Here is an 18,332-nt window from a genome sequence, read left to right on the forward strand (position 1 = left end):
ACCGATCAAAGTTAGTATTTTTACGAATTAAACCAAGCGGATACTTTGTTTATGAATCATCATATAAACGATTACGACAGCGCTCTTTGGTTGCTGAAAAAAAAGGGTCCTCAAACGCTCATTGAGGTCGCTAATGAGCTTAAAATCACCACGGAGGGCGCGCGTTTCAAGCTACAAAAACTTGCCAACGATGAGTTGGTTACCTCCAGCACGCGAGTAAAAGGACGGGGAAGGCCACAACAGATTTGGTCGTTAACCCGTGCAGGACACGCGCGGTTTCCAGACTCGCACGCAGATCTTACCGTAAAGCTTATTGACTTAATTCGTCAAAGCTTAGGCGAACAAGCCATGGAAACCATCATTTCCGAAAACGAAAAGGCAGGCATAATAAAATACAATGAACACTTAAAGGGTGTTAATGAATTGGAAGAACGAGTCAATAAATTGGCCGAGATTCGGAATCAAGAAGGCTATATGGCCGAATGCCAAAAGCAGGGTGATGTTTATTTACTCATCGAAAATCATTGTCCGATTTGCGCAGCAGCACAGACTTGTCAGGGCTTTTGCCGTTCAGAGCTTAATACGTTCCAAAATGTTTTAGGAGAAAATGTATCCGTTGAACGGATAGATCATATTCTTGCCGGGGCAAGAAGGTGTGCTTATAAAATTTATCTTCAGTAATGCGGAATATTCGTCTAAATAGAGGTTGCTTTTGATAAAATAAAAACAATTGCTTCCCACTCTAATCGTAAACTCTGCTCGATCAGGGCCTTATAAACCCCATACCAAAGGCGGATCCAGCACCTAAAATAGCTCCTGCCGCAACATCTGATGGATTATGAACACCTAAATACATGCGAGAGTAACCTACAGTTCCTGCCCAAATGAACGATGGCGCAATTATATACCATTTAGGATAAGCGCGCGACAAGGCCGTGGCCGTACTGAATGAAGCGGACGTATGACCTGACGGGAAAGAATAACTAGACGGCTGATAAACAGCTTTAAACCCACTATGTGCGATGAAGGGACGTGGTCTTTTAAATATTTTCTTCAATCCAAAATTTAGCAAGGCGGTAATTGCTGTACTACTAGCTATATAAACTGCGTTCTGCCGCATCTCTTTGTTTCCATCAATTACACCGGCGACAAACAATCCGGCAGGTATGGCGGCGTTGACATAGTTGTTTGCATCAGAAATGATACGCATTGCCTTCGTTTCTTGCTCGCTCCTCTTGGCGGCTAAATTTTCCAAAATGCGTAGATCAATTTGATCAACTGTCGACTGCCCAAAAAGATTAGAAGTACAAAAAAACAAAAATACGATCGTATAAATTTTCATCTACCTTAATTCCAATTTCCAAACTTAGGCAAATTACATCCCGAAAGCAAAGAAGATTGATCACTGCCGTGATTGGATAAACCGTTAAGATTTAAAAATTGGAATAAAAAAAGTCTTCAACCGGGGAGATTGAAGACTTTAACTAACCAATTATAAACCTAAATTATGATGACACAAAGATAGTGTACTTAATACACTATATTGATAAATTAATTGTAATTTATTTGTCATTTCGACCAAGGACTTATTAAACACCGAATGGTGGAAGTTCAGTTCCAGTGACTTACTGCTTTTAAATGCTTTTTTCAGTCAAGTATTTCCAGTACCTCTTGGGCACATGTTGAACATGCAATCTCACGTTTTTTCTTTCCTTTATATTGGTGGATTTAAAATACTGTTGCCACAAATCGGCATACAGAATCTCGTCTTCTTCAAGCTGTACCATATCATCCAACAGGACTGTCTCATTTGTTAATTTTACTTCCGAAACAAGGTTTAAATCGTAATAGATGCCGTAGTCGCGTTTTGTATCATATATTAACCAACGTTGATCCGCATAACGGCGCATAAAATGCTCGTTAATAAGCGGAAGCACATTAAAGTCCGGTTCAATCACGGCAAAGTATAAACCATTTTTTTGCTTTTTAAAACGCGTAAAGGCTTTCATGCGATGTCGTTCTCTGTTCACCATCTTTGCAGTCTGATGTATTGTTAGCACGTCATTCCGTCCAAATGCTAAGTGCCCCTCTTCAACGGTCGAAAAATAAAAACAGACAGCCGAGCACAAGGTCGCCTCTATTTGGGGAAGCTCAGACAGAAACGCGCAGAACAAGTTTTCCTGAGCATATTTTGGTATCCGCAATTGTAAACCTTTCCAAACGCGCTGGGCTTTTGATTTATCGGTTGTCACTCTTTTCCACGGCACGAAAATATCTTGTTGTAACGGTTGTTCATTCCGGTAAATGGCGGTTACCGAGACCTTGAATTCGAACATCTCAAAAACCAAAGTTAACCAGCCTTCCCATGTTCCATCATAAATTATTACACACATTTCTAGAAGAGGCTTGTTTGATAAAAGTTGCTTCTTGAATATTTACTTTTCGAAGCATTCAAAATATATGATTTAATAAGCTGCTCAGGCTTATCACAGAAAATTTGCTTATATCCTCTACATATAATGAAATACTTAGCTCTATTGAGCGAAACACCTATTTTTTTCAATTGTTCTATATCAAGATGACCATGCTTTCGCGCATTGACTATTTTATGGGCCGAAGTCAGCCCGATACCCGGTACTCTTAGTATAAGATGGAGATCCGCATTATTGATATCAACAGGAAAAAATCCGGGATTTCTCAATGCCCAACTAAGTTTCGGGTCAATGTCTAAATCTAATACAGGATGTTGCTCATTCACCAGCTCGGATGATTTAAAGCCGTAAAACCTCATGAGCCAATCGGTTTGATAAAGCCTATTTTCCCGAAGGAAAGGTATTGCCGAACCAATCCCCGGTAAACGCATATCATCACTTATCGGAACATATCCGGAATAATATACGCGTTTAAGGTTAAATTTGTCATAGAGATTTTGTGCAACCTTTATAATTTGAGCATCCGTTTCGCCACTTGCGCCAATTATCATTTGGGTACTTTGACCTGCCGGTGTAAACGAAGGAGTATATTTGAATTTTTCTTTTTCTTCTTTTACCTCCATGATTTTCTGCTTGAGGTAATCCATCGGTCGGATCATATCTTGCCTATTCTTTTCCGGTGCTAACAACTTTAAACCTGATTCAATCGGAATTTCAATATTCACGCTTAACCTATCAGCGTATAGCCCCGCTTCGTACATCAGGTCATTACTAGCTCCCGGAATCGTCTTCAAATGAATATAGCCATTAAAATTGTGATCCATTCTCAGTTTTTTTGCAACAAGTATCAACCGCTCCATGGTATAATCTGCATTTTTAAAAATACCGCTACTGAGAAACAAGCCTTCAATGTAGTTGCGTCGATAAAAGTTGATGGTAAGATCTACGACTTCCTGAACTGTAAAAGCCACCCGTTTAATATCATTGCTTTTTCGCGTAACACAATAGGCGCAGTCATAAATACAAAAGTTCGTCAATAAGATTTTCAATAAAGAAACACAACGACCGTCTTCCGTATAGGTATGGCAGATACCGGCGCCCGTATTCCCAATGCCTTTGTTCTTATTTTGTCGATTGCTTCCACTCGAGGAACAACTTACATCATATTTGGCTGCATCAGCCAAAATTTCTAACTTCTCTATAATCCTGCTCAAAACAAACTAAATTTATTAGCAAATATACTAAATAAAATAGTATACAGAATTATTCGAGAATCAATTCTATTTACCTTCAAATAATCTTCCCCAACTTGATTACTACCGCGCCACCTACGATCACAATGCATTAAAAAAGCTTCCGGATATAGTTACTTTAACCTGTATTTTCACTAGCTTCGTAAAAGTTAATAAATAAGATTATGAAATTCACAAGAAAAGCAAATGCCAATTGGAAAGGCACAGGCATGGAAGGAAAGGGTACAATCAGTACACAAAGTAAGACATTGGATAACGCCCAACTCTCATTCAAAACCCGCTTTGAACAAGGCGTCGGCACTAACCCCGAGGAGTTGGTCGCAGCAGGGCACGCGGGCTGCTTTACCATGCAACTAAGTTTCCTGTTGAGCGAAAAAGATTATACACCGGGAAATCTAGATACCGAAGCCCAGATAACGTTTGAGGACGGCTCAATTACACATATCAAATTAATCTTAACCGGAGAGGTAGATAACATTTCCGAGCAAGAATTTAAGGAAATTGCGCAAAAAGCAAAAGAAATCTGTCCTATCTCTAAGTTATTGAATACTGACATAACATTAGAAGCGTCTTTAGTGTAAGTGCCCCCTCCAAGCAGCTATTTTCCAGCTGCTTGGGGAGCAAAGCAAACTTTTTAACTATGACACCGCGGTAAGCTTCAACACGACGCTCTTTCGCTTACTAGACAAATAGGGGTTAAAACCTACCTTCATCAAAAAGTCGCCCGTATAAGTTTCCCCGGGATTAATCAGAGATGATTCTCCGTTATAAAGATTTATCTCTTCCAACCGGTAGCTTTTAACCGGATCTAATCCTTTGAACTTTATGGGGGCCGGCGTACCTGTATTTTGACGATAATTTACCAAGTAATTAAATATTACCCCTGAATCCCTATTTTCATTGACATATAGAATAGAAGCATAATCCTTTTCTCGAGGGTTTGCCAATCGAAATTGATCGCCTTGCCAAATAATCGGTTTTAATTCATCGTAGGTTTTCAGCGCTTGCTGACAAAATGCCAAATCTTCTTTTGGTAGTTTACTGACCACAATATCAAATCCTAATTTACCCATCATAGCAACGTCAACCTTAAATTTAATGGGCTGGTCTCCCCAGTCAGTTACATGATTAGCACTGGCCAAAGCCGGATAAAAAAAAGAATATTCATACTGCATGAAAATACGTTCCAAAGGGTCTGTATTATCACTCGGCCAATATTCAGTGAAATAGCGAAGGGCCCCGTAATCAACCCGTCCTCCTCCCCCCGAGCAAAGCATCATCGGTATTCTTGGATACTTGGCCCTGATCCGTTCCAGAACCGCATATAACCCTTTCACATAGTCTACATAGAAATTTCCCTGGCTTTTGAGATAAGGGGAATAGGCGTTGTAAATAACAGCATTGCAATCCCATTTCACATAGGCGAGGCCCGGATTTTTTACAAACAAATCATCCAACGTCTTGAAAACAAAATCCTGTACTTTAGGGTTTGACAAATCCAACACCAACTGATTTCTAAAATAATATTCAGGACGTCCCTCTTGCTTTACCACCCAATCCGGATGTTTTTCATATAACTCGCTTTTAGGACTTACCATCTCAGGTTCCACCCAAATACCAAATTTAACCCCATTGGACGCAGCCTCCTTTACTAAAGAAACAAGGCCATTGGGTAATTTCTCCCTATTCTCTTCCCAATCGCCTAAAGCCGCTGTATCGCTGTTTCTTGGATATTTATTTCCGAACCAGCCATCATCTAAAAGAAACAAATCAACCCCTAACTTTTTTGTATCTTTTAGCAGAGAAGAAAGTTTGTCTTCATTAAAATCGAAATAAGTGGCTTCCCAATTGTTCAATAAGGTTAATCTACTGCCTCCGCCATCAAGCAATTGATACCTCCGTGCCCAATTATGAAGATTTCTACTCGCATTCCCTATGCCTTGATCAGAAATCGTATAGACAAACTTAGGCGTTATGAATTCTTCATTTTTTTGCAGTATATAAGTAGAGGCGTAATTGTTTATTCCGGCTAGTATACGTAGGTTGTCTTGCGGATCCTTCTCGAAATCAATTTTGAAATTACCGCTCCATGCTAAACCGCCTATAAGCACAGACCCCTCATCTTCTTTGGCAGGACCATTAAAAGACAGCAAAAAGGAAGAATGCTGAAAAAGGTTTGCTCGCGTTCCCAATTTGCTGTCAATCGTTTTTATTCCGTGCGTTAACTTCTCTTCCTCGGGCTGCATTTCCTTGATCCAATCGCCGTGATAATGCTTTAACCAAAAATTGTCCGCTTTTAAGTTTAAATTGGCGGACGAATACTTAACCAACTCCACAGCTCCCTTCTCATGATGACGAATGGTAGCCCATTGCTCGATAACATTTTCTTTTTGATAGATCCGATAATGTAAATCAACTTCAAAAGGATATAGAGCATCTTTTAGAAGCACCCGTAACTCACCGATGTTATGGTTTACAGTGATAAATTCATGGTTCAGATATTTTAAATCCAGCGATTGATTACCGTCTGCGTGTCGCACACTGATCGCAGGTTCCAGCAAGTTACGACTTCCCGACCCTGTATAGGCCGCGCGGTACATCCCGGTATAATCGTCAGCTTGTTTATATTGAGAAGCCAGTCGGCGGTAGTCAGAAGAATGTAGCAATTTAGGGCCCAAATAAACCATATTGAGATCGCCATTGATTTCCACTTGTAAAACAATGGCTTGTTCGCTACCCTCTAAAATAAGTTGCTCTTTTACTTGGTTGGTAAGCTCTTTTTGCTGCGCTCCTGCAATAAGATAACAGCACATGGCAATTAAGACGAAACAGCAGTGTTTCATAAATACGATTGTTCTTTGCATTTATTATCGGTTAATTTACAAATCTGTACTAGTCTATACTATTAAACAAAAGTAGCAATTAACATGCAACAAGACAAGCTATTTGTATGCAAACAATAAGACTAAATCTTTTTTCACTTTTTCTAGTACCTTCTTTATTTTTAACTATCTTTATCGCCAGCATAATAGTTTTAGAATAAAGCACATAGCAACTAATCAACCCAAATAGAAAAGCCAGGCATATAGTCTGGCCTTTTCATTTTATTTGATATAGAGCTATTCTTATAAGCGTCGCATCACACCCCATTATTGTCGCTTCTACACATATTACCTGTTGATTTTTTGAATTAAGTTTGTACTTAACAATGACAATATTTGGCCATTGAAAACAAATTATTCCAGTGAATCCGGCACGAGCCGTAGCTTTAGAAAGAACACCTGCCAGCGATAGGCAGCAAGCGTTCTTGTTATTAAGAAAGTTTATTCTAATGAAAAAAATTATCGTATGTAATTGGCTATCCCTAGACGGTTTTTTTTCCGGTCACAATGGCGAAACCGACTGGTTTTATTGGAATGATGAAATCGAGCATCACCAACTTACTATACTACAAGGGGTAAAATTAATGTTATTTGGCAGAACTACTTATGATATAATGGCAAATTACTGGCCAACAAACGCAGCTGCTCATGAGAATAAACAAATAACCAAATTGATGAACAACATACATAAAATCGTTTTTACAAGCAGCTTAAAAGCGATCAGTTGGAAAAACAGCATTGTTAAAAGTGAACTTAAGCAAGAGGATATACACCGCCTAAAACAAGAGACTCATGGAGACATCCTCATCTTGGGAAGTGGAAGTATTGCTTCGCAACTGTTGAATTTGGATTTAGTGGATGAATTGCACCTTTTCATCAATCCGATTATACTGGGTAGTGGGCAAACCATGTTTCAACACGTACACGGACGAATAACATGGGAACAAGCGAAAAGCGAGTCTTTCAGTAATGGGGTAACATTAAATGTTTATGAAAAGCAGCCTGCAATTTCAAATGAACATCATCAACTCCTTTCGAAAATTAATTTATCATATTATGGAAACTAAGATCAAAAGTAATTTCTTAAAAATTGTCATCCCTGCCTACAGAATGCGTAGTCAACTATTTAATAACGTGCTGGCCAACATAAATGAAACAGATGCTAAACATAGGGTAAACGGTCGCACCAATCACATATTGTGGATGGCTGGCAATTTAGTAAACTGCCGCTATTGGCTCGGAGAAGCATTGGGACTTCCATACAAAGACCCGCATGCAGATTTATTTTCAGATGCCAAAGCTTTAGATGAAAACCTAAATTATCCTAACCTGACGGCACTTATAGGTGAGTGGCATAAGATTTCACCAAAGCTTTTTGACAGACTTTGCAACATAATTGACGATGAGCTTCTTCAGCCCTATGCTATTGGAATGGAAACACCCTTTATCGAAGAAAACTATTTAAATGCAATCGGAATGTGTCTTGACAGAGAAGAATATTTGTTCGGGCAGTTAGGCCTTATGCGGCGAGTTCTAGGTTACGAGGCTATGAAATATGATCTAGATCCCTCCATCAAGTACTAAAGGTCGTTTTTCACTTTTAAGCCCTGCGGAGCCATTTACGCGATATATCGCCAGTTACTTGAGAGACAGGTCCCACATATACACCGAAGTAAAAAGATTAAGAATGAGATAATGAACTCGACTTATTCATTGATGATTAATTTGTAACCAATACCCCGTATATTAACAATCTCAATACGGCTGTCCTCTCTCAGGTGTTTTCTAAGCTTTGTAATAAAGACGTCCATACTTCTGGCGTTAAAGAAATTATCTTCTCCCCATACAACTTCAAGCGCCAATTTACGATTGAGCACCTCGTTTTTATTTTCGGCAAGTAACTTCAGAAGTACCGACTCTCTGAACGAGAGTTTGATCGTTCCGTTTGGCTTGTTCAGTTCCTGATTTTTGCTGTTGAACAAAAAATCGCCTATCTCAAAGATCTCTTTTATCTCATTTTTGTTTTTTATTGATGGACGGGATAAAAGCGCATTTATTCGAACAATTAACTCTTCCATACTAAATGGTTTCTTTAAGTAATCATTGCAACCCAGTTCGAAACCCTTTACCACATCGTTGGTTAGAGATTTTGCTGTGAGAAATATAATCGGAACCTGCTGATCTATCCTTCTAACGTCTTCTATAAGACTAAAACCATCTTTCACGGGCATCATAATATCAAATATGCAAACAGTCGGTTGCCAAGCTCTGAACGTGGCATAGGCCTTTACTCCATCTTGGACTAAAATCACGTTAAACCCGCTAAGTTCTAAGCTCTCCTTAACGATCTTACCAAGAAAAGGCTCGTCTTCTGCTATCAATATTTTCACAGCTTCCATATAAAGTAAAATTTTATGTAATCAAGTTAATATAAATAAAAACAACACAATATCATTTAAAAGGTAAACAAATAGTAAATACACTTCCCTCTCCTAATCTACTGCTTACGCTGATCTCTCCGTGATGCATCCTGACAATACTTGCAACGTAACTCAGTCCCATACCGAAGCCTTTTACATCATGAAGGTCGCCTGTTGGAACCCGGAAAAAATTGTCAAACACACGATCCTGATAAGCGGTAGGAATTCCAATACCATTATCTTCTATCGAAATCTTCACAAACGCTTGCTCATAACGCAGGTCAATCTTAATCACAGGTAAACGTCTTGAATATTTTAGGCTATTTTCTATTAGATTATAAAAGACATTCGCTATATGGTCTTGATCCAGCTCCAACATCGGCAGTAATTCTTGCCCTTCGTTAACGTGTATTACTGCATTTTTTCTTGATAATTGCGGCTGCATAGTTGAGATAACCTTATTAATTAGTAAAAGAACATTGGTTGTTTGAAAGTATAGACTAACTTCGTTCTTTTCAAAAGCAGCCATTCTTAACACCTTATCAACCATACTCGATATACGATTGAGTTCAAGTTGACAGATAGTTAGGTATTCTGACAATCGTTGCGAATTACTATTTACTTCCCTATTTTTAAGCGCTTCGACAGCCAAGGATATAGTTGCTATGGGCGTTTTGAATTCATGGGTCATATTATTAAAAAAGTCATTTTTTATATCCGACATTTTTTTTTGCTGAAAAATAGTACGCAACATATACAAAAATGCCCAGGCCGTTGCTCCTATAATAGCGATTGAAATAAGTAATATCCATTGCATTTTTTTTACGATAAAGAGCAGATTATTGTCTAAAGAAAAATCGACAAAGTAAGGCTGTAATATGCCGAATTTTAAACGCGTTATTTTACGTGAGAACTGCTCAAAGCGTATACTATCCGTATAATAAGGTTGACCTCTACCACTTATATTGGACAATTTTAATGCATAAGACGTATATATATTATGCGTGTGTAGTAAAGAATCAATTTCTAAAGCTAAAGGGCCGGATAGCTTTTGTAGCTCAGATTTGTCATGGAAAACATCGGTTATGTTAACAATTTTCGTTTGTTGAACTTTTGAGCGGCCTTTTATATCCGTTTTGCCTGCGTTTATCTGCGTGATCACCGACAATTTAAAAGGCCCTTTTGTTGAATCATCGGGTTCAAGTAACGGAAGCTCCGGTTGTCGCCCCGTCACATCGCTAAATGTTTGAAAAAAGGCATTCATTTTCTCGCCCTTACCTATAATAAGACGCTTACCGCTCCGCAAGCTATCCAATGGAATACCCAACGTCTTCATATCACGCTGGATATGTTTTTGCTGAAGCGTTTGCAATAGCTTTAATATATCCTTATCAAATTGTTCAGCACTCAGTTGATAAGAATTGTATAGCCAGTAGCCTTGTAACAGAAAAACACCGGCCAAGGCAAATGACACAATGATTACTGTAAAACGAATTCGTTGCAATAACATACTACAAATCTACATTTAATTGAATGCAAGCCTTAAACCGTTAACAGAACTTAGCAGAAATTAACAGTAATTAACATTCACCCTTATGTTTAACAGTGTTTAACAGTAATAAAAATCAATAAATCGACTAACCTATATACTTTCGATGATACAATAATGCTTTAATCTAACAAAACGTGTTGATCCATTGATAAAAGCATCCATTAACTATTAAAATATAAGCGAAATGAAAACATTTTTTTTTCTGAAAAGAAGCCTCGCGTTTTTTGGCACTATCGGTCTCGCATTTTCTGCATTTGCTCAAGAAAAAGATCAAGCACTCGCCAGTGTTGTCTATGACTTTATTCATGTGACAGATACAAACAAGAGAGAAAACCCCAAAAAAGAAAGTATGATCCTCTATTTAGGTAAATTCATGAGCGCCTATAAAAGTAAAACACTCGCTTTAAAGCTAGAAGAAATTAGAAAGGAGGTGGGGGAAGAAAACGACAATGGAAATAAAAGAAAACTTTTCTCCTTTAATTCGCCCAATGTATCCAACGATGAGCTTTTTCTAAATCCTCAAAAGCAGAAACTAATTAGGGTAGATAAAATTGGTCCCACGGCGTACCAAATCCCTGAAGACTATCCGATTATCAATTGGAAGATAACCAATCAAACAAAAATTATTGGTGGATATAATTGCCAGCAGGCCTTTGGAGAATTTGGCGGTAGACTCTATACCGTTTGGTTTACCCCCGAAATACCATTTCCTTATGGTCCATGGAAACTTCATGGCCTACCGGGACTAATCCTGCAAGCATCCGATGCTAAAAACGATGTTCAGTTTAATTATGGGGGATTTAAGAAAGAGCTAGACAGCAAAGTTTCTATAGCACTTCCCGATAATGCTCCGCAAACAACACTAAAGGATTTTATGAAAGCGAAAGCCGCTTTTGAGAAGAATTTAATGTTCAATCAAAAAGCCATCGCACCGGGGAATGCTAATACGAGAATTGTCCTTAAGGATCAATCCGGGCGCCAATTATCTGAGAACGAGTTCAAAGAAATGATGGAGTCTCGGGCGAACGAAAAAAACCCGATAAATAATCCATTAGAGCTTAATAAATAACAAGCCTCATCCATAAGTAAATGAGATTCATCGTACCGTTTCTTTCTTTCTTCTCTATATTGGTAGTTCATTGCCAAGAATTGAAAATTAGTGGTCAATTAAAAACAATTGACGGTAAAGGTATTCCATACGCCAACATCACATTAAAAAGTGCGCAGCAAACAATTATTGCCTATACCACCAGTAACATTGAAGGCTATTTCAGCTTCACATTAAACGATACTACTACTACTGCACATTGGTTAGAAGTAAACCACTTAGGATATAAAAAGTTCAGGACATCCGTAATAAATGGTAAAATGGAGTACCTGATCATGCTCGAAGAACAACCGATTGATTTAGCGGAAGTGGAAGTTAAGAGCCCTCCCATACGTTCAAAGAACGACACCTTAAGTTATGACGTTGAATCTTTTGCTAAATCAGAGGATCGTACCATAGGCGATGTGTTAAAACGTATGCCTGGAATAGAGGTTGAAGAAAGCGGACAAATAAAATATAATGGTAAGAATATATCAAACTTTTATATCGATGGAGATGACTTATTAAACGACCGTTATAATATCGGAACAAGAGCGATTCCACAAGACATGGTAAAAGATGTTGAAGTATTACAAAACCATCAACCCATTGAAGTGCTACGAGATAAAAGCTATAGTGATGATGTGGCAATTAACTTAAAAATAAAAGAAGACGCCAAGCTTAAGCTGACAGGACAGATAAAAATGGGTGGCGGAATTCCGAATTTATACGAAGCTGAACTAAATAGCCTATTGTTCAATGATAAACACAAAATGCTTAATGTTGCTAAAGCGAACGATATTGGCGTCGATTTATCAAGGGAGCTAACTGCCTTTAACGCCGAAAACCAATTACAGTCTATGAATAATCAACGACCATCCGAAATACTTTCTTCAGGTACCGTATCGGAACCAAATCTTCCGAAGGAACGTTACAATTTCAATCACTCAGCCTTAGTTAGTGCAAATAATCTAACGAATTTGAAAAACAGTTTTCAGTTAAAATCGACGATAAATCTGTTATATAACCGCAACGATATGAACTACAACAGCTTGACAAATATGTATGTAAACAACGATACGATTCGTTATAGCGAGGTACAAAACATAGAAAACAAACCTTTAATGGCAGATTTCTCAGTGAGTCTTAAAAACAACAATAAAAAGTATTATTTCAACAACATGCTTCAGGTCAACTTTAGCAACGAAAAAAGCGTGTCTGATCTTCAAAGCAACTCATTTGATTTTAGTCAGCAACTAAAAACAGGGCAGTATGACTTTTCAAATAAAATATCCTACCTCCATTCCTTAAAGAACCAACATATCCTGAGCTTTAATTGGTATCTTAATTACTTTAATAAGCCACAGACGCTAACAATAAACCCAGGCATCAATGACGGAGCACTTAATGATAGCATTCCCTTTCAAGCCGTCAATCAGATTACTAATTTACCAACTTGGTTTAGTAATTTGTCATTGAGCTATCGGATCCCAAAAGGTCGTATTAAACAGCATTATCTAGTTGGCCTCGTAAGTGAATGGCAACACCTGACTTCTAATTTAGAATTAAGACAGGCAAACGGAGACTGGACTCCTTATGGAAATAGTTTAGATAATGATTTATATTGGAAGCGACATAGAATAAACATAAATCCATCTTTTGAATACGAAAAAGGTCCTTGGGAAAGCCTCCTTTCGTTTCCACTTTCGATACAAAGTATAAATTATGAAGATGTCGGATTTAAATTTAGAGAAAATTTCAGCAAATGGCTTTTCAACCCTGCATGGAACTTAAGCTATAACCTAAATAGTGAAGATTATCTTGCTGTTAACTACAGTTACAACAACCAAATAGGTAATATAAGCGATCTCTATCGCGGGGCTATTCTTACGAATTACCGAAGCCTTCAATCTAACAATGCAAGCCTCCAGGAAAGAAATCTCCACAATATCGGTCTACGCTACAATTATCAGCGTAACCTTCAAATGTTTTTTATGAATGCATCTATTAATTACAGTAAGGTTCGTTCCAATACAATTCTTTCTCATATAGTAAGCAATAATCTCTTTCAAACCGTTCTTTTACCTTTTAGCAATAAAAGCCATGATTTAAGCATCGCGGCTGGCATTAGCAAATATTTATTCGATATCGACGTCAATATTGGTGCTAATGCCTCTTGGAATAACACCCGTTATAATCAGTTTTTAAACAACCAATTACTTCCTTTTAATAACCTAACCTTCAGTTTTAGCCCTTATTTTGAAACTCGCTTATTGAATTTCCTATTTTTAAAATACGCCGGAAGGGGAAATTGGACCACCAGTAAAATGATCGGTGCAACCGCAGGAATTGATTTTCCCGACAGACAAATTCAATTTTTTGATCAATCTCTTGACCTGACATTCCGACCATTTGAAAATGCTTTTTTTAAGCTGAGTGGCCGACAACTTTTAACCACGCAAAAAAATGCGGAAAATGTAAAGTATCTTTTTACAGACCTCAACTTCCGTTATAAAATAGACAAATGGAAGACTGATATAGAGTTGGATGCAAGTAACCTTACAGACATTAGGTCTTACGAACTATACACGCTTTCTTCCAATCAGTTTGGATACAGTCAATACGATTTAAGAGGCCGCATGTTACTCCTTAGACTTAGTTTTCGTATTTAAAACACGTCGAAACGCAAATGCTGATCGCTAAACGTGTTTAGTCCGTCAAACGTCCAATAGGATAAAGCAAGTGTGTCTTCTCGTAATAAGAAGAATGTTTATAAATCCAATCGAGCTGTGCTTGGCCATTTTTCATAAGCGATGAATCAGCCTGTTTAGCTTTTTCAAAGGCATGTGCCAATGCTCGGTTTTCTTTTAATAACCTCTCAGCTTCTTCTTCAAAAATGTAAGAGGCAAAGTATTCTTTCTGTCCTAAAATTGCGTCAAAAAAATTCCAACAGAAATATGAGTCCACCGCTTGAGGCTCAAGTGTCTCTATAATATACCTGTTTTTCTCTTGATCCGTTTTTACTATCACGTCTCCTGCATAAAACGGAACCTCCATTTTTTTCGTTACAAGCTCTACCTCCCTATGCAAATAATGACCTTCGAATGGTTTTTCTAGACTTTTGAATCGCTTAATATAGTACATGTCAAGCAATAGGGTTGTGTCTCGCTCGAGCGTTTCCAGCTTCACTCCATTTAACGCTAAAAGTTTAACAACTTTTTCATAAGCTTGGGGAATGATATAAGCCGATGGCTTTTTCACAGTTAATTTTGGCTTGTATCGATTATAAAGTTTTATCTTTCGGGTAAAAGGTTTGTTTCTATCGTAATATAATCGATCCTGTCCACTTACCTCACTTGGCTTGTGCATAGCCTCATACCCATAAAAGTCAATTTGCCTATAATTAAGCGTATCCAGTTCCCATGCCAGCGGAAAAATCTGCTGATCCTTTACAGATTGCTTCGCTTTTTTTCTAACTGCCAGCAATTGGCTTCCTTGCTCATGGGTAATGTCTATTAAATGTTTCATCAGCGCATAAGTTGCATTTACTCGCTGCGCAAAAGGTTTCCACATATGAGTTTCGGGCATATAAGCTATGGTATTATGCAATGCAGCATATCCAGTGGAATATCTGGGATTTTCCAAAAAAGACACGATACCGGATTCCGGCGTCTCTCCGCGCGAATCTACATAAGGCACCAGTCGGTACCCCTCTCCTTCCATTCGATTATATAGCTCCTGCGTATAATTTTTCAACATATAATCAGCTAAAATAGTGTTCAATTTGTCCGGTTGCGTATCGATAAGCGTCATCACATACTGATAATCAGCACCGTTACTTGCGTGGTTATCGATAAAAACATCGGGGTCCCAGCGATTAAATATTTCCTGGAAAGTCTGAGAATTACGACTGTCTGTCTTAATAAAATCACGATTGAGATCTAAATTCTGTCTGTTCCCCCTAAACCCATATTGTTCCGGGCCGTTTTGATTAACTCTCGATACCCCGCGATTTAACATACCATCAATATTGTATACAGGGATGAAGCAAAGCACAACATTGTCCGGAACAGCATCTTTTATTAACAAATCCCGAATTAGCATCATGGATGCGTCAATACCCTCGGGTTCTCCGGGATGGATTCCGTTGTTGAACAATATGATGCTTTTATTTTTCTTTCTTAGGCTAAGGGGATCGAAATCACCATCCTTGGACAAAACCATCAGCTGAAGTGCCTTACCAACATCAGTTGTACCAAAAGAAAAGAGTTTAGCCTGCACATAACTACTATCCAAATGGCGATAAAATGCCAGTACTTCTTCGTAAGTAGCAGTACGATTATGTTTATCATCTAACTCAAAAGCAATCTTTTGAGCTTGAACAAAAAAGGAGAAAAAAATGAGCGGGAGAAAGACAAATGATTTTAGCATTTTCTGTTTGTTATTTTCTTTAGGGTGTCCCCTAATTCTTAATCATATACCCTCTTCTACAAAGATCTTTTTTACTAAGTTGATTTCCCTTTCATACATAGTTTTTTTCCTGGTACCGAAATACAGCGTGTTTTCCATAACCGGGTCACCGGTCCATATAAGATGAAGCTTTTTGGACTCTATTTCGTTCTTGCACAAAAAATCCGGAATGATTGAAAAACCAACCCCCTCGCTTAAGCATCGGACAATAGAGCATATATTAGGGACGATATAGTTCGGTTTAAAATCCGGATGGTGCCTGAAGTTCAGATACCAGAATCTTTTTAGGTTCTCCATATCAGCGGCGGTACTATACCATACTTGTTCCTTAAGCCATTTCTCTGCAGCCATCAAATCGCCCTTTACAATGAGCTCTTCCACAATTTTCGCATCTGTTTCCGCACCGGCTACCAAGACGATCCGTTCTTTAGAAAATGGGCTAAATTCCAGGTTTTTTTCCAGACCTTTCTGAGGCGTAATAATCAGATCTAATAAACCTTTATCTAAATCGTGAATCATCTGCGGATACTCCCCAAATTTAATAATTACATTAAATGGCAGGGATGATATATGTCTTTCCAGCGTAAATTGAAAAGTTTCAAAGCACATACCAATACTCACGGTTGCGCGATCGATTTTAGAACTTCGGTGAAAAAGCTGTTCAGAAGTTTCTAATTTCGTTAAGGGTTCAAGAATGAAGTTATATAATACCTTGCCTCGTTCGGTGGGGACCATCCGCTTTGCAGAGCGATCAAACAGCTTATAACCGGTATAAGTCTCCAGCGAATTTAAATGTAAGCTCACCCCTGGTTGTGATATAAATAACATCTGCGCAGCACCGGTAAGTGTTCCGGTTTCATAAATAGCCTTAAAAGTGCGAAACCATTCCAAATTTAGCATATCTATTATATTAGTAATGCAAAGTTAACACATTGCACATACTATTAATACACTACATTTTTTAATCGCTAACTTAATTTCTTAAAAACAGCGATGCCGTTATGGCCCCCGAAACCAAAAGTGTTACTCATTGCTACTTTAACATCATGTTTTAGTGCATTTAATTTTACAAGTTGAAGACCTTCAGGTATTGCTTCGTCCGGATTGGTTAAATTAATTGTGGGAGGTATAATCGAATCACGAATTGATAGAACACAGGCAATGGCTTCAATGGCACCCGCAGCACCTAATAAATGACCGGTCATGGACTTTGTTGCGCTCACATGCAAACGATCAAAACTGCTCTCGAATAGTTTATGGATTGCCTTTAGTTCACTCATATCGCCAACAGGGGTAGAAGTCGCGTGCGCATTCAGATAATCTACTTCTTGAGCTTCAATATTGGCATCCTTTAGGGCTAGCTTCATTGCCATATAAGCTCCTTCGCCTTCAGGATGGGTGGCGGTCATGTGATAAGCGTCTGCCGTCATCGCTGCACCAACTATCTCGGCATAAATTTTAGCTCCTCGTGCACGCGCGTGCTCATATTCTTCTAATACCAAAGCCCCCGCTCCTTCACCCATCAAGAATCCATCGCGACCTTGGTCAAAAGGCCGGCAAGCTAACGTGGGTTCTCCATTTAGCGTAGTCATTGCCTTCATTGCACAAAACCCACCTATTGACGCTTCCGTAATAGGCGCTTCTGAACCTCCGGTAATCATCACTTTTGCCTTCCCCCATCTTATATAATTAAAAGCATCCATAATAGCCGTATTGGATGTTGCGCATGCCGACACCGTCGTATAATTGATCCCTTTCAGCCCATGTCTTATAGAAATCAATCCCGAAGCCATGTTAGCGATTAGCTTCGGAACAAAAAACGGACTAAACCGCGGTGTAAAGTTTTCAGACACATATTCCTTTACCTGCTCCTCAAAAGTAAGCATCCCCCCTTGCCCAGACCCCCATATGACACCTATATCGTAGGGATCCATGTCCGCGAAGTTTAATTGTGCATCACTAATCGCCTGATCAGCGGCTATAAGTGCATATTGTGTAAAGGGGTCTGTACGCTTGATCTCACCCCTATCAAGCCATCGGGAAGGATCATAATCTTTAAGCTCGCAAGCAATTTGTGTTCGAAATTTATTGGCGTTAAATTTTGTGATTCTCGTGGCACCCGAAACACCTTTTATCAAGTTCTGCCAAAAAGTCTCAACATTTTCGCCAATTGGCGTTAAGGCTCCAAGCCCGGTTATAACGATTCGATTCATGATTTTAAATTTAGGTGAAGCAA

15 protein-coding genes are annotated in these 18,332 nt (G+C 38.6%); 6 read left to right on the top strand and 9 right to left on the bottom strand.

Annotated features, from left to right (window positions below):
• Positions 1-51 precede the first annotated feature (51 nt).
• Complete coding sequence (locus tag FKG96_RS17455) at positions 52-681, top strand: metalloregulator ArsR/SmtB family transcription factor (protein WP_013667310.1); 630 nt, start codon at positions 52-54, stop codon at positions 679-681.
• Between the two features lie 82 nt (positions 682-763).
• Here FKG96_RS17455 and FKG96_RS17460 read toward each other — a convergent pair whose 3' ends face one another.
• The 3 genes from FKG96_RS17460 to FKG96_RS17470 form a co-directional block, all read right to left on the bottom strand.
• On the bottom strand, positions 764-1,342 hold the full coding sequence (locus FKG96_RS17460) for a phosphatase PAP2 family protein (protein ID WP_130855733.1): 579 nt from the start codon (positions 1,340-1,342) through the stop codon (positions 764-766).
• 292 nt (positions 1,343-1,634) lie between these two features.
• Complete coding sequence (locus FKG96_RS17465; protein ID WP_130855732.1) at positions 1,635-2,393, bottom strand: TIGR03915 family putative DNA repair protein; 759 nt, start codon at positions 2,391-2,393, stop codon at positions 1,635-1,637.
• A gap of 2 nt (positions 2,394-2,395) precedes the next feature.
• The gene (locus FKG96_RS17470) at positions 2,396-3,646 is read right to left on the bottom strand and encodes a putative DNA modification/repair radical SAM protein (RefSeq protein ID WP_130855731.1); all 1,251 of its coding nucleotides are present in this window, start codon (positions 3,644-3,646) and stop codon (positions 2,396-2,398) included.
• A gap of 203 nt (positions 3,647-3,849) precedes the next feature.
• Between FKG96_RS17470 and FKG96_RS17475 the strand changes: the two genes are divergently transcribed.
• A complete protein-coding gene (locus tag FKG96_RS17475) occupies positions 3,850-4,266 on the top strand; it encodes an OsmC family protein (protein WP_013667314.1) in 417 nt (138 codons plus the stop codon).
• A gap of 57 nt (positions 4,267-4,323) precedes the next feature.
• Here FKG96_RS17475 and FKG96_RS17480 read toward each other — a convergent pair whose 3' ends face one another.
• A complete protein-coding gene (locus tag FKG96_RS17480) occupies positions 4,324-6,549 on the bottom strand; it encodes an alpha-galactosidase (RefSeq protein ID WP_207303742.1) in 2,226 nt (741 codons plus the stop codon).
• Positions 6,550-7,016: 467 nt separating this feature from the next.
• Between FKG96_RS17480 and FKG96_RS17485 the strand changes: the two genes are divergently transcribed.
• Together FKG96_RS17485 and FKG96_RS17490 are read left to right on the top strand one after the other, a co-directional pair.
• Positions 7,017-7,634, top strand: a complete 618-nt coding sequence (locus FKG96_RS17485; protein ID WP_130855730.1) for a dihydrofolate reductase family protein — start codon at positions 7,017-7,019, stop codon at positions 7,632-7,634.
• On the top strand, positions 7,624-8,151 hold the full coding sequence (locus tag FKG96_RS17490) for a hypothetical protein (protein WP_013667317.1): 528 nt from the start codon (positions 7,624-7,626) through the stop codon (positions 8,149-8,151). Before FKG96_RS17485 ends, FKG96_RS17490 begins: the two co-directional genes overlap by 11 nt.
• Before the next feature lie 122 nt (positions 8,152-8,273).
• On the opposite strand, the gene FKG96_RS17495 is transcribed toward FKG96_RS17490, so the two are convergent.
• Positions 8,274-8,966 carry a response regulator transcription factor gene (locus tag FKG96_RS17495; RefSeq protein WP_013667318.1) on the bottom strand — a complete coding sequence of 231 codons (693 nt, stop codon included), beginning with the start codon at positions 8,964-8,966 and terminating at the stop codon, positions 8,274-8,276.
• A 52-nt stretch (positions 8,967-9,018) separates the two neighbouring features.
• The gene (locus FKG96_RS17500) at positions 9,019-10,497 is read right to left on the bottom strand and encodes a sensor histidine kinase KdpD (RefSeq protein ID WP_130855729.1); all 1,479 of its coding nucleotides are present in this window, start codon (positions 10,495-10,497) and stop codon (positions 9,019-9,021) included.
• A gap of 226 nt (positions 10,498-10,723) precedes the next feature.
• Here FKG96_RS17500 and FKG96_RS17505 point away from each other — a divergent pair, with 226 nt between their 5' ends.
• Positions 10,724-11,608, top strand: a complete 885-nt coding sequence (locus FKG96_RS17505; RefSeq protein ID WP_130855728.1) for a GLPGLI family protein — start codon at positions 10,724-10,726, stop codon at positions 11,606-11,608.
• A 20-nt stretch (positions 11,609-11,628) separates the two neighbouring features.
• Positions 11,629-14,298: a hypothetical protein gene (locus FKG96_RS17510; RefSeq protein WP_149105728.1), complete on the top strand. Its 2,670-nt coding sequence runs from the start codon at positions 11,629-11,631 to the stop codon at positions 14,296-14,298.
• Between the two features lie 37 nt (positions 14,299-14,335).
• Here FKG96_RS17510 and FKG96_RS17515 read toward each other — a convergent pair whose 3' ends face one another.
• The 3 genes from FKG96_RS17515 to fabF form a co-directional block, all read right to left on the bottom strand.
• The gene (locus FKG96_RS17515; RefSeq protein ID WP_130855726.1) at positions 14,336-16,057 is read right to left on the bottom strand and encodes a M14 family metallopeptidase; all 1,722 of its coding nucleotides are present in this window, start codon (positions 16,055-16,057) and stop codon (positions 14,336-14,338) included.
• Between the two features lie 42 nt (positions 16,058-16,099).
• Positions 16,100-16,996 (bottom strand): LysR family transcriptional regulator, encoded by an 897-nt coding sequence (locus FKG96_RS17520; RefSeq protein WP_130855725.1) that lies wholly within the window; start codon positions 16,994-16,996, stop codon positions 16,100-16,102.
• Positions 16,997-17,064: 68 nt separating this feature from the next.
• Positions 17,065-18,309: a beta-ketoacyl-ACP synthase II gene (gene fabF / locus FKG96_RS17525; protein ID WP_013667324.1), complete on the bottom strand. Its 1,245-nt coding sequence runs from the start codon at positions 18,307-18,309 to the stop codon at positions 17,065-17,067.
• Between the last annotated feature and the right edge of the window lie 23 nt (positions 18,310-18,332).

It is taken from the genome of Olivibacter sp. LS-1 (genome assembly GCF_008245145.1).
GTDB classification, from domain to species: Bacteria; Bacteroidota; Bacteroidia; order Sphingobacteriales; family Sphingobacteriaceae; genus Olivibacter; species Olivibacter oleidegradans.

Bases quoted from the DNA above. Each gene is read 5' to 3' on its own strand.
- FKG96_RS17455 (WP_013667310.1), top strand. From the start codon at position 52: ATGAATCATCATATAAACGATTACGACAGCGCTCTTTGGTTGCTGAAA.
- FKG96_RS17460 (WP_130855733.1), bottom strand. From the start codon at position 1,342: ATGAAAATTTATACGATCGTATTTTTGTTTTTTTGTACTTCTAATCTT.
- FKG96_RS17465 (WP_130855732.1), bottom strand. From the start codon at position 2,393: ATGTGTGTAATAATTTATGATGGAACATGGGAAGGCTGGTTAACTTTG.
- FKG96_RS17475 (WP_013667314.1), top strand. From the start codon at position 3,850: ATGAAATTCACAAGAAAAGCAAATGCCAATTGGAAAGGCACAGGCATG.
- FKG96_RS17480 (WP_207303742.1), bottom strand. From the start codon at position 6,549: ATGCAAAGAACAATCGTATTTATGAAACACTGCTGTTTCGTCTTAATT.
- FKG96_RS17485 (WP_130855730.1), top strand. From the start codon at position 7,017: ATGAAAAAAATTATCGTATGTAATTGGCTATCCCTAGACGGTTTTTTT.
- FKG96_RS17490 (WP_013667317.1), top strand. From the start codon at position 7,624: ATGGAAACTAAGATCAAAAGTAATTTCTTAAAAATTGTCATCCCTGCC.
- FKG96_RS17495 (WP_013667318.1), bottom strand. From the start codon at position 8,966: ATGGAAGCTGTGAAAATATTGATAGCAGAAGACGAGCCTTTTCTTGGT.
- FKG96_RS17500 (WP_130855729.1), bottom strand. From the start codon at position 10,497: ATGTTATTGCAACGAATTCGTTTTACAGTAATCATTGTGTCATTTGCC.
- FKG96_RS17505 (WP_130855728.1), top strand. From the start codon at position 10,724: ATGAAAACATTTTTTTTTCTGAAAAGAAGCCTCGCGTTTTTTGGCACT.
- FKG96_RS17510 (WP_149105728.1), top strand. From the start codon at position 11,629: ATGAGATTCATCGTACCGTTTCTTTCTTTCTTCTCTATATTGGTAGTT.
- FKG96_RS17515 (WP_130855726.1), bottom strand. From the start codon at position 16,057: ATGCTAAAATCATTTGTCTTTCTCCCGCTCATTTTTTTCTCCTTTTTT.
- FKG96_RS17520 (WP_130855725.1), bottom strand. From the start codon at position 16,996: ATGCTAAATTTGGAATGGTTTCGCACTTTTAAGGCTATTTATGAAACC.
- fabF (WP_013667324.1), bottom strand. From the start codon at position 18,309: ATGAATCGAATCGTTATAACCGGGCTTGGAGCCTTAACGCCAATTGGC.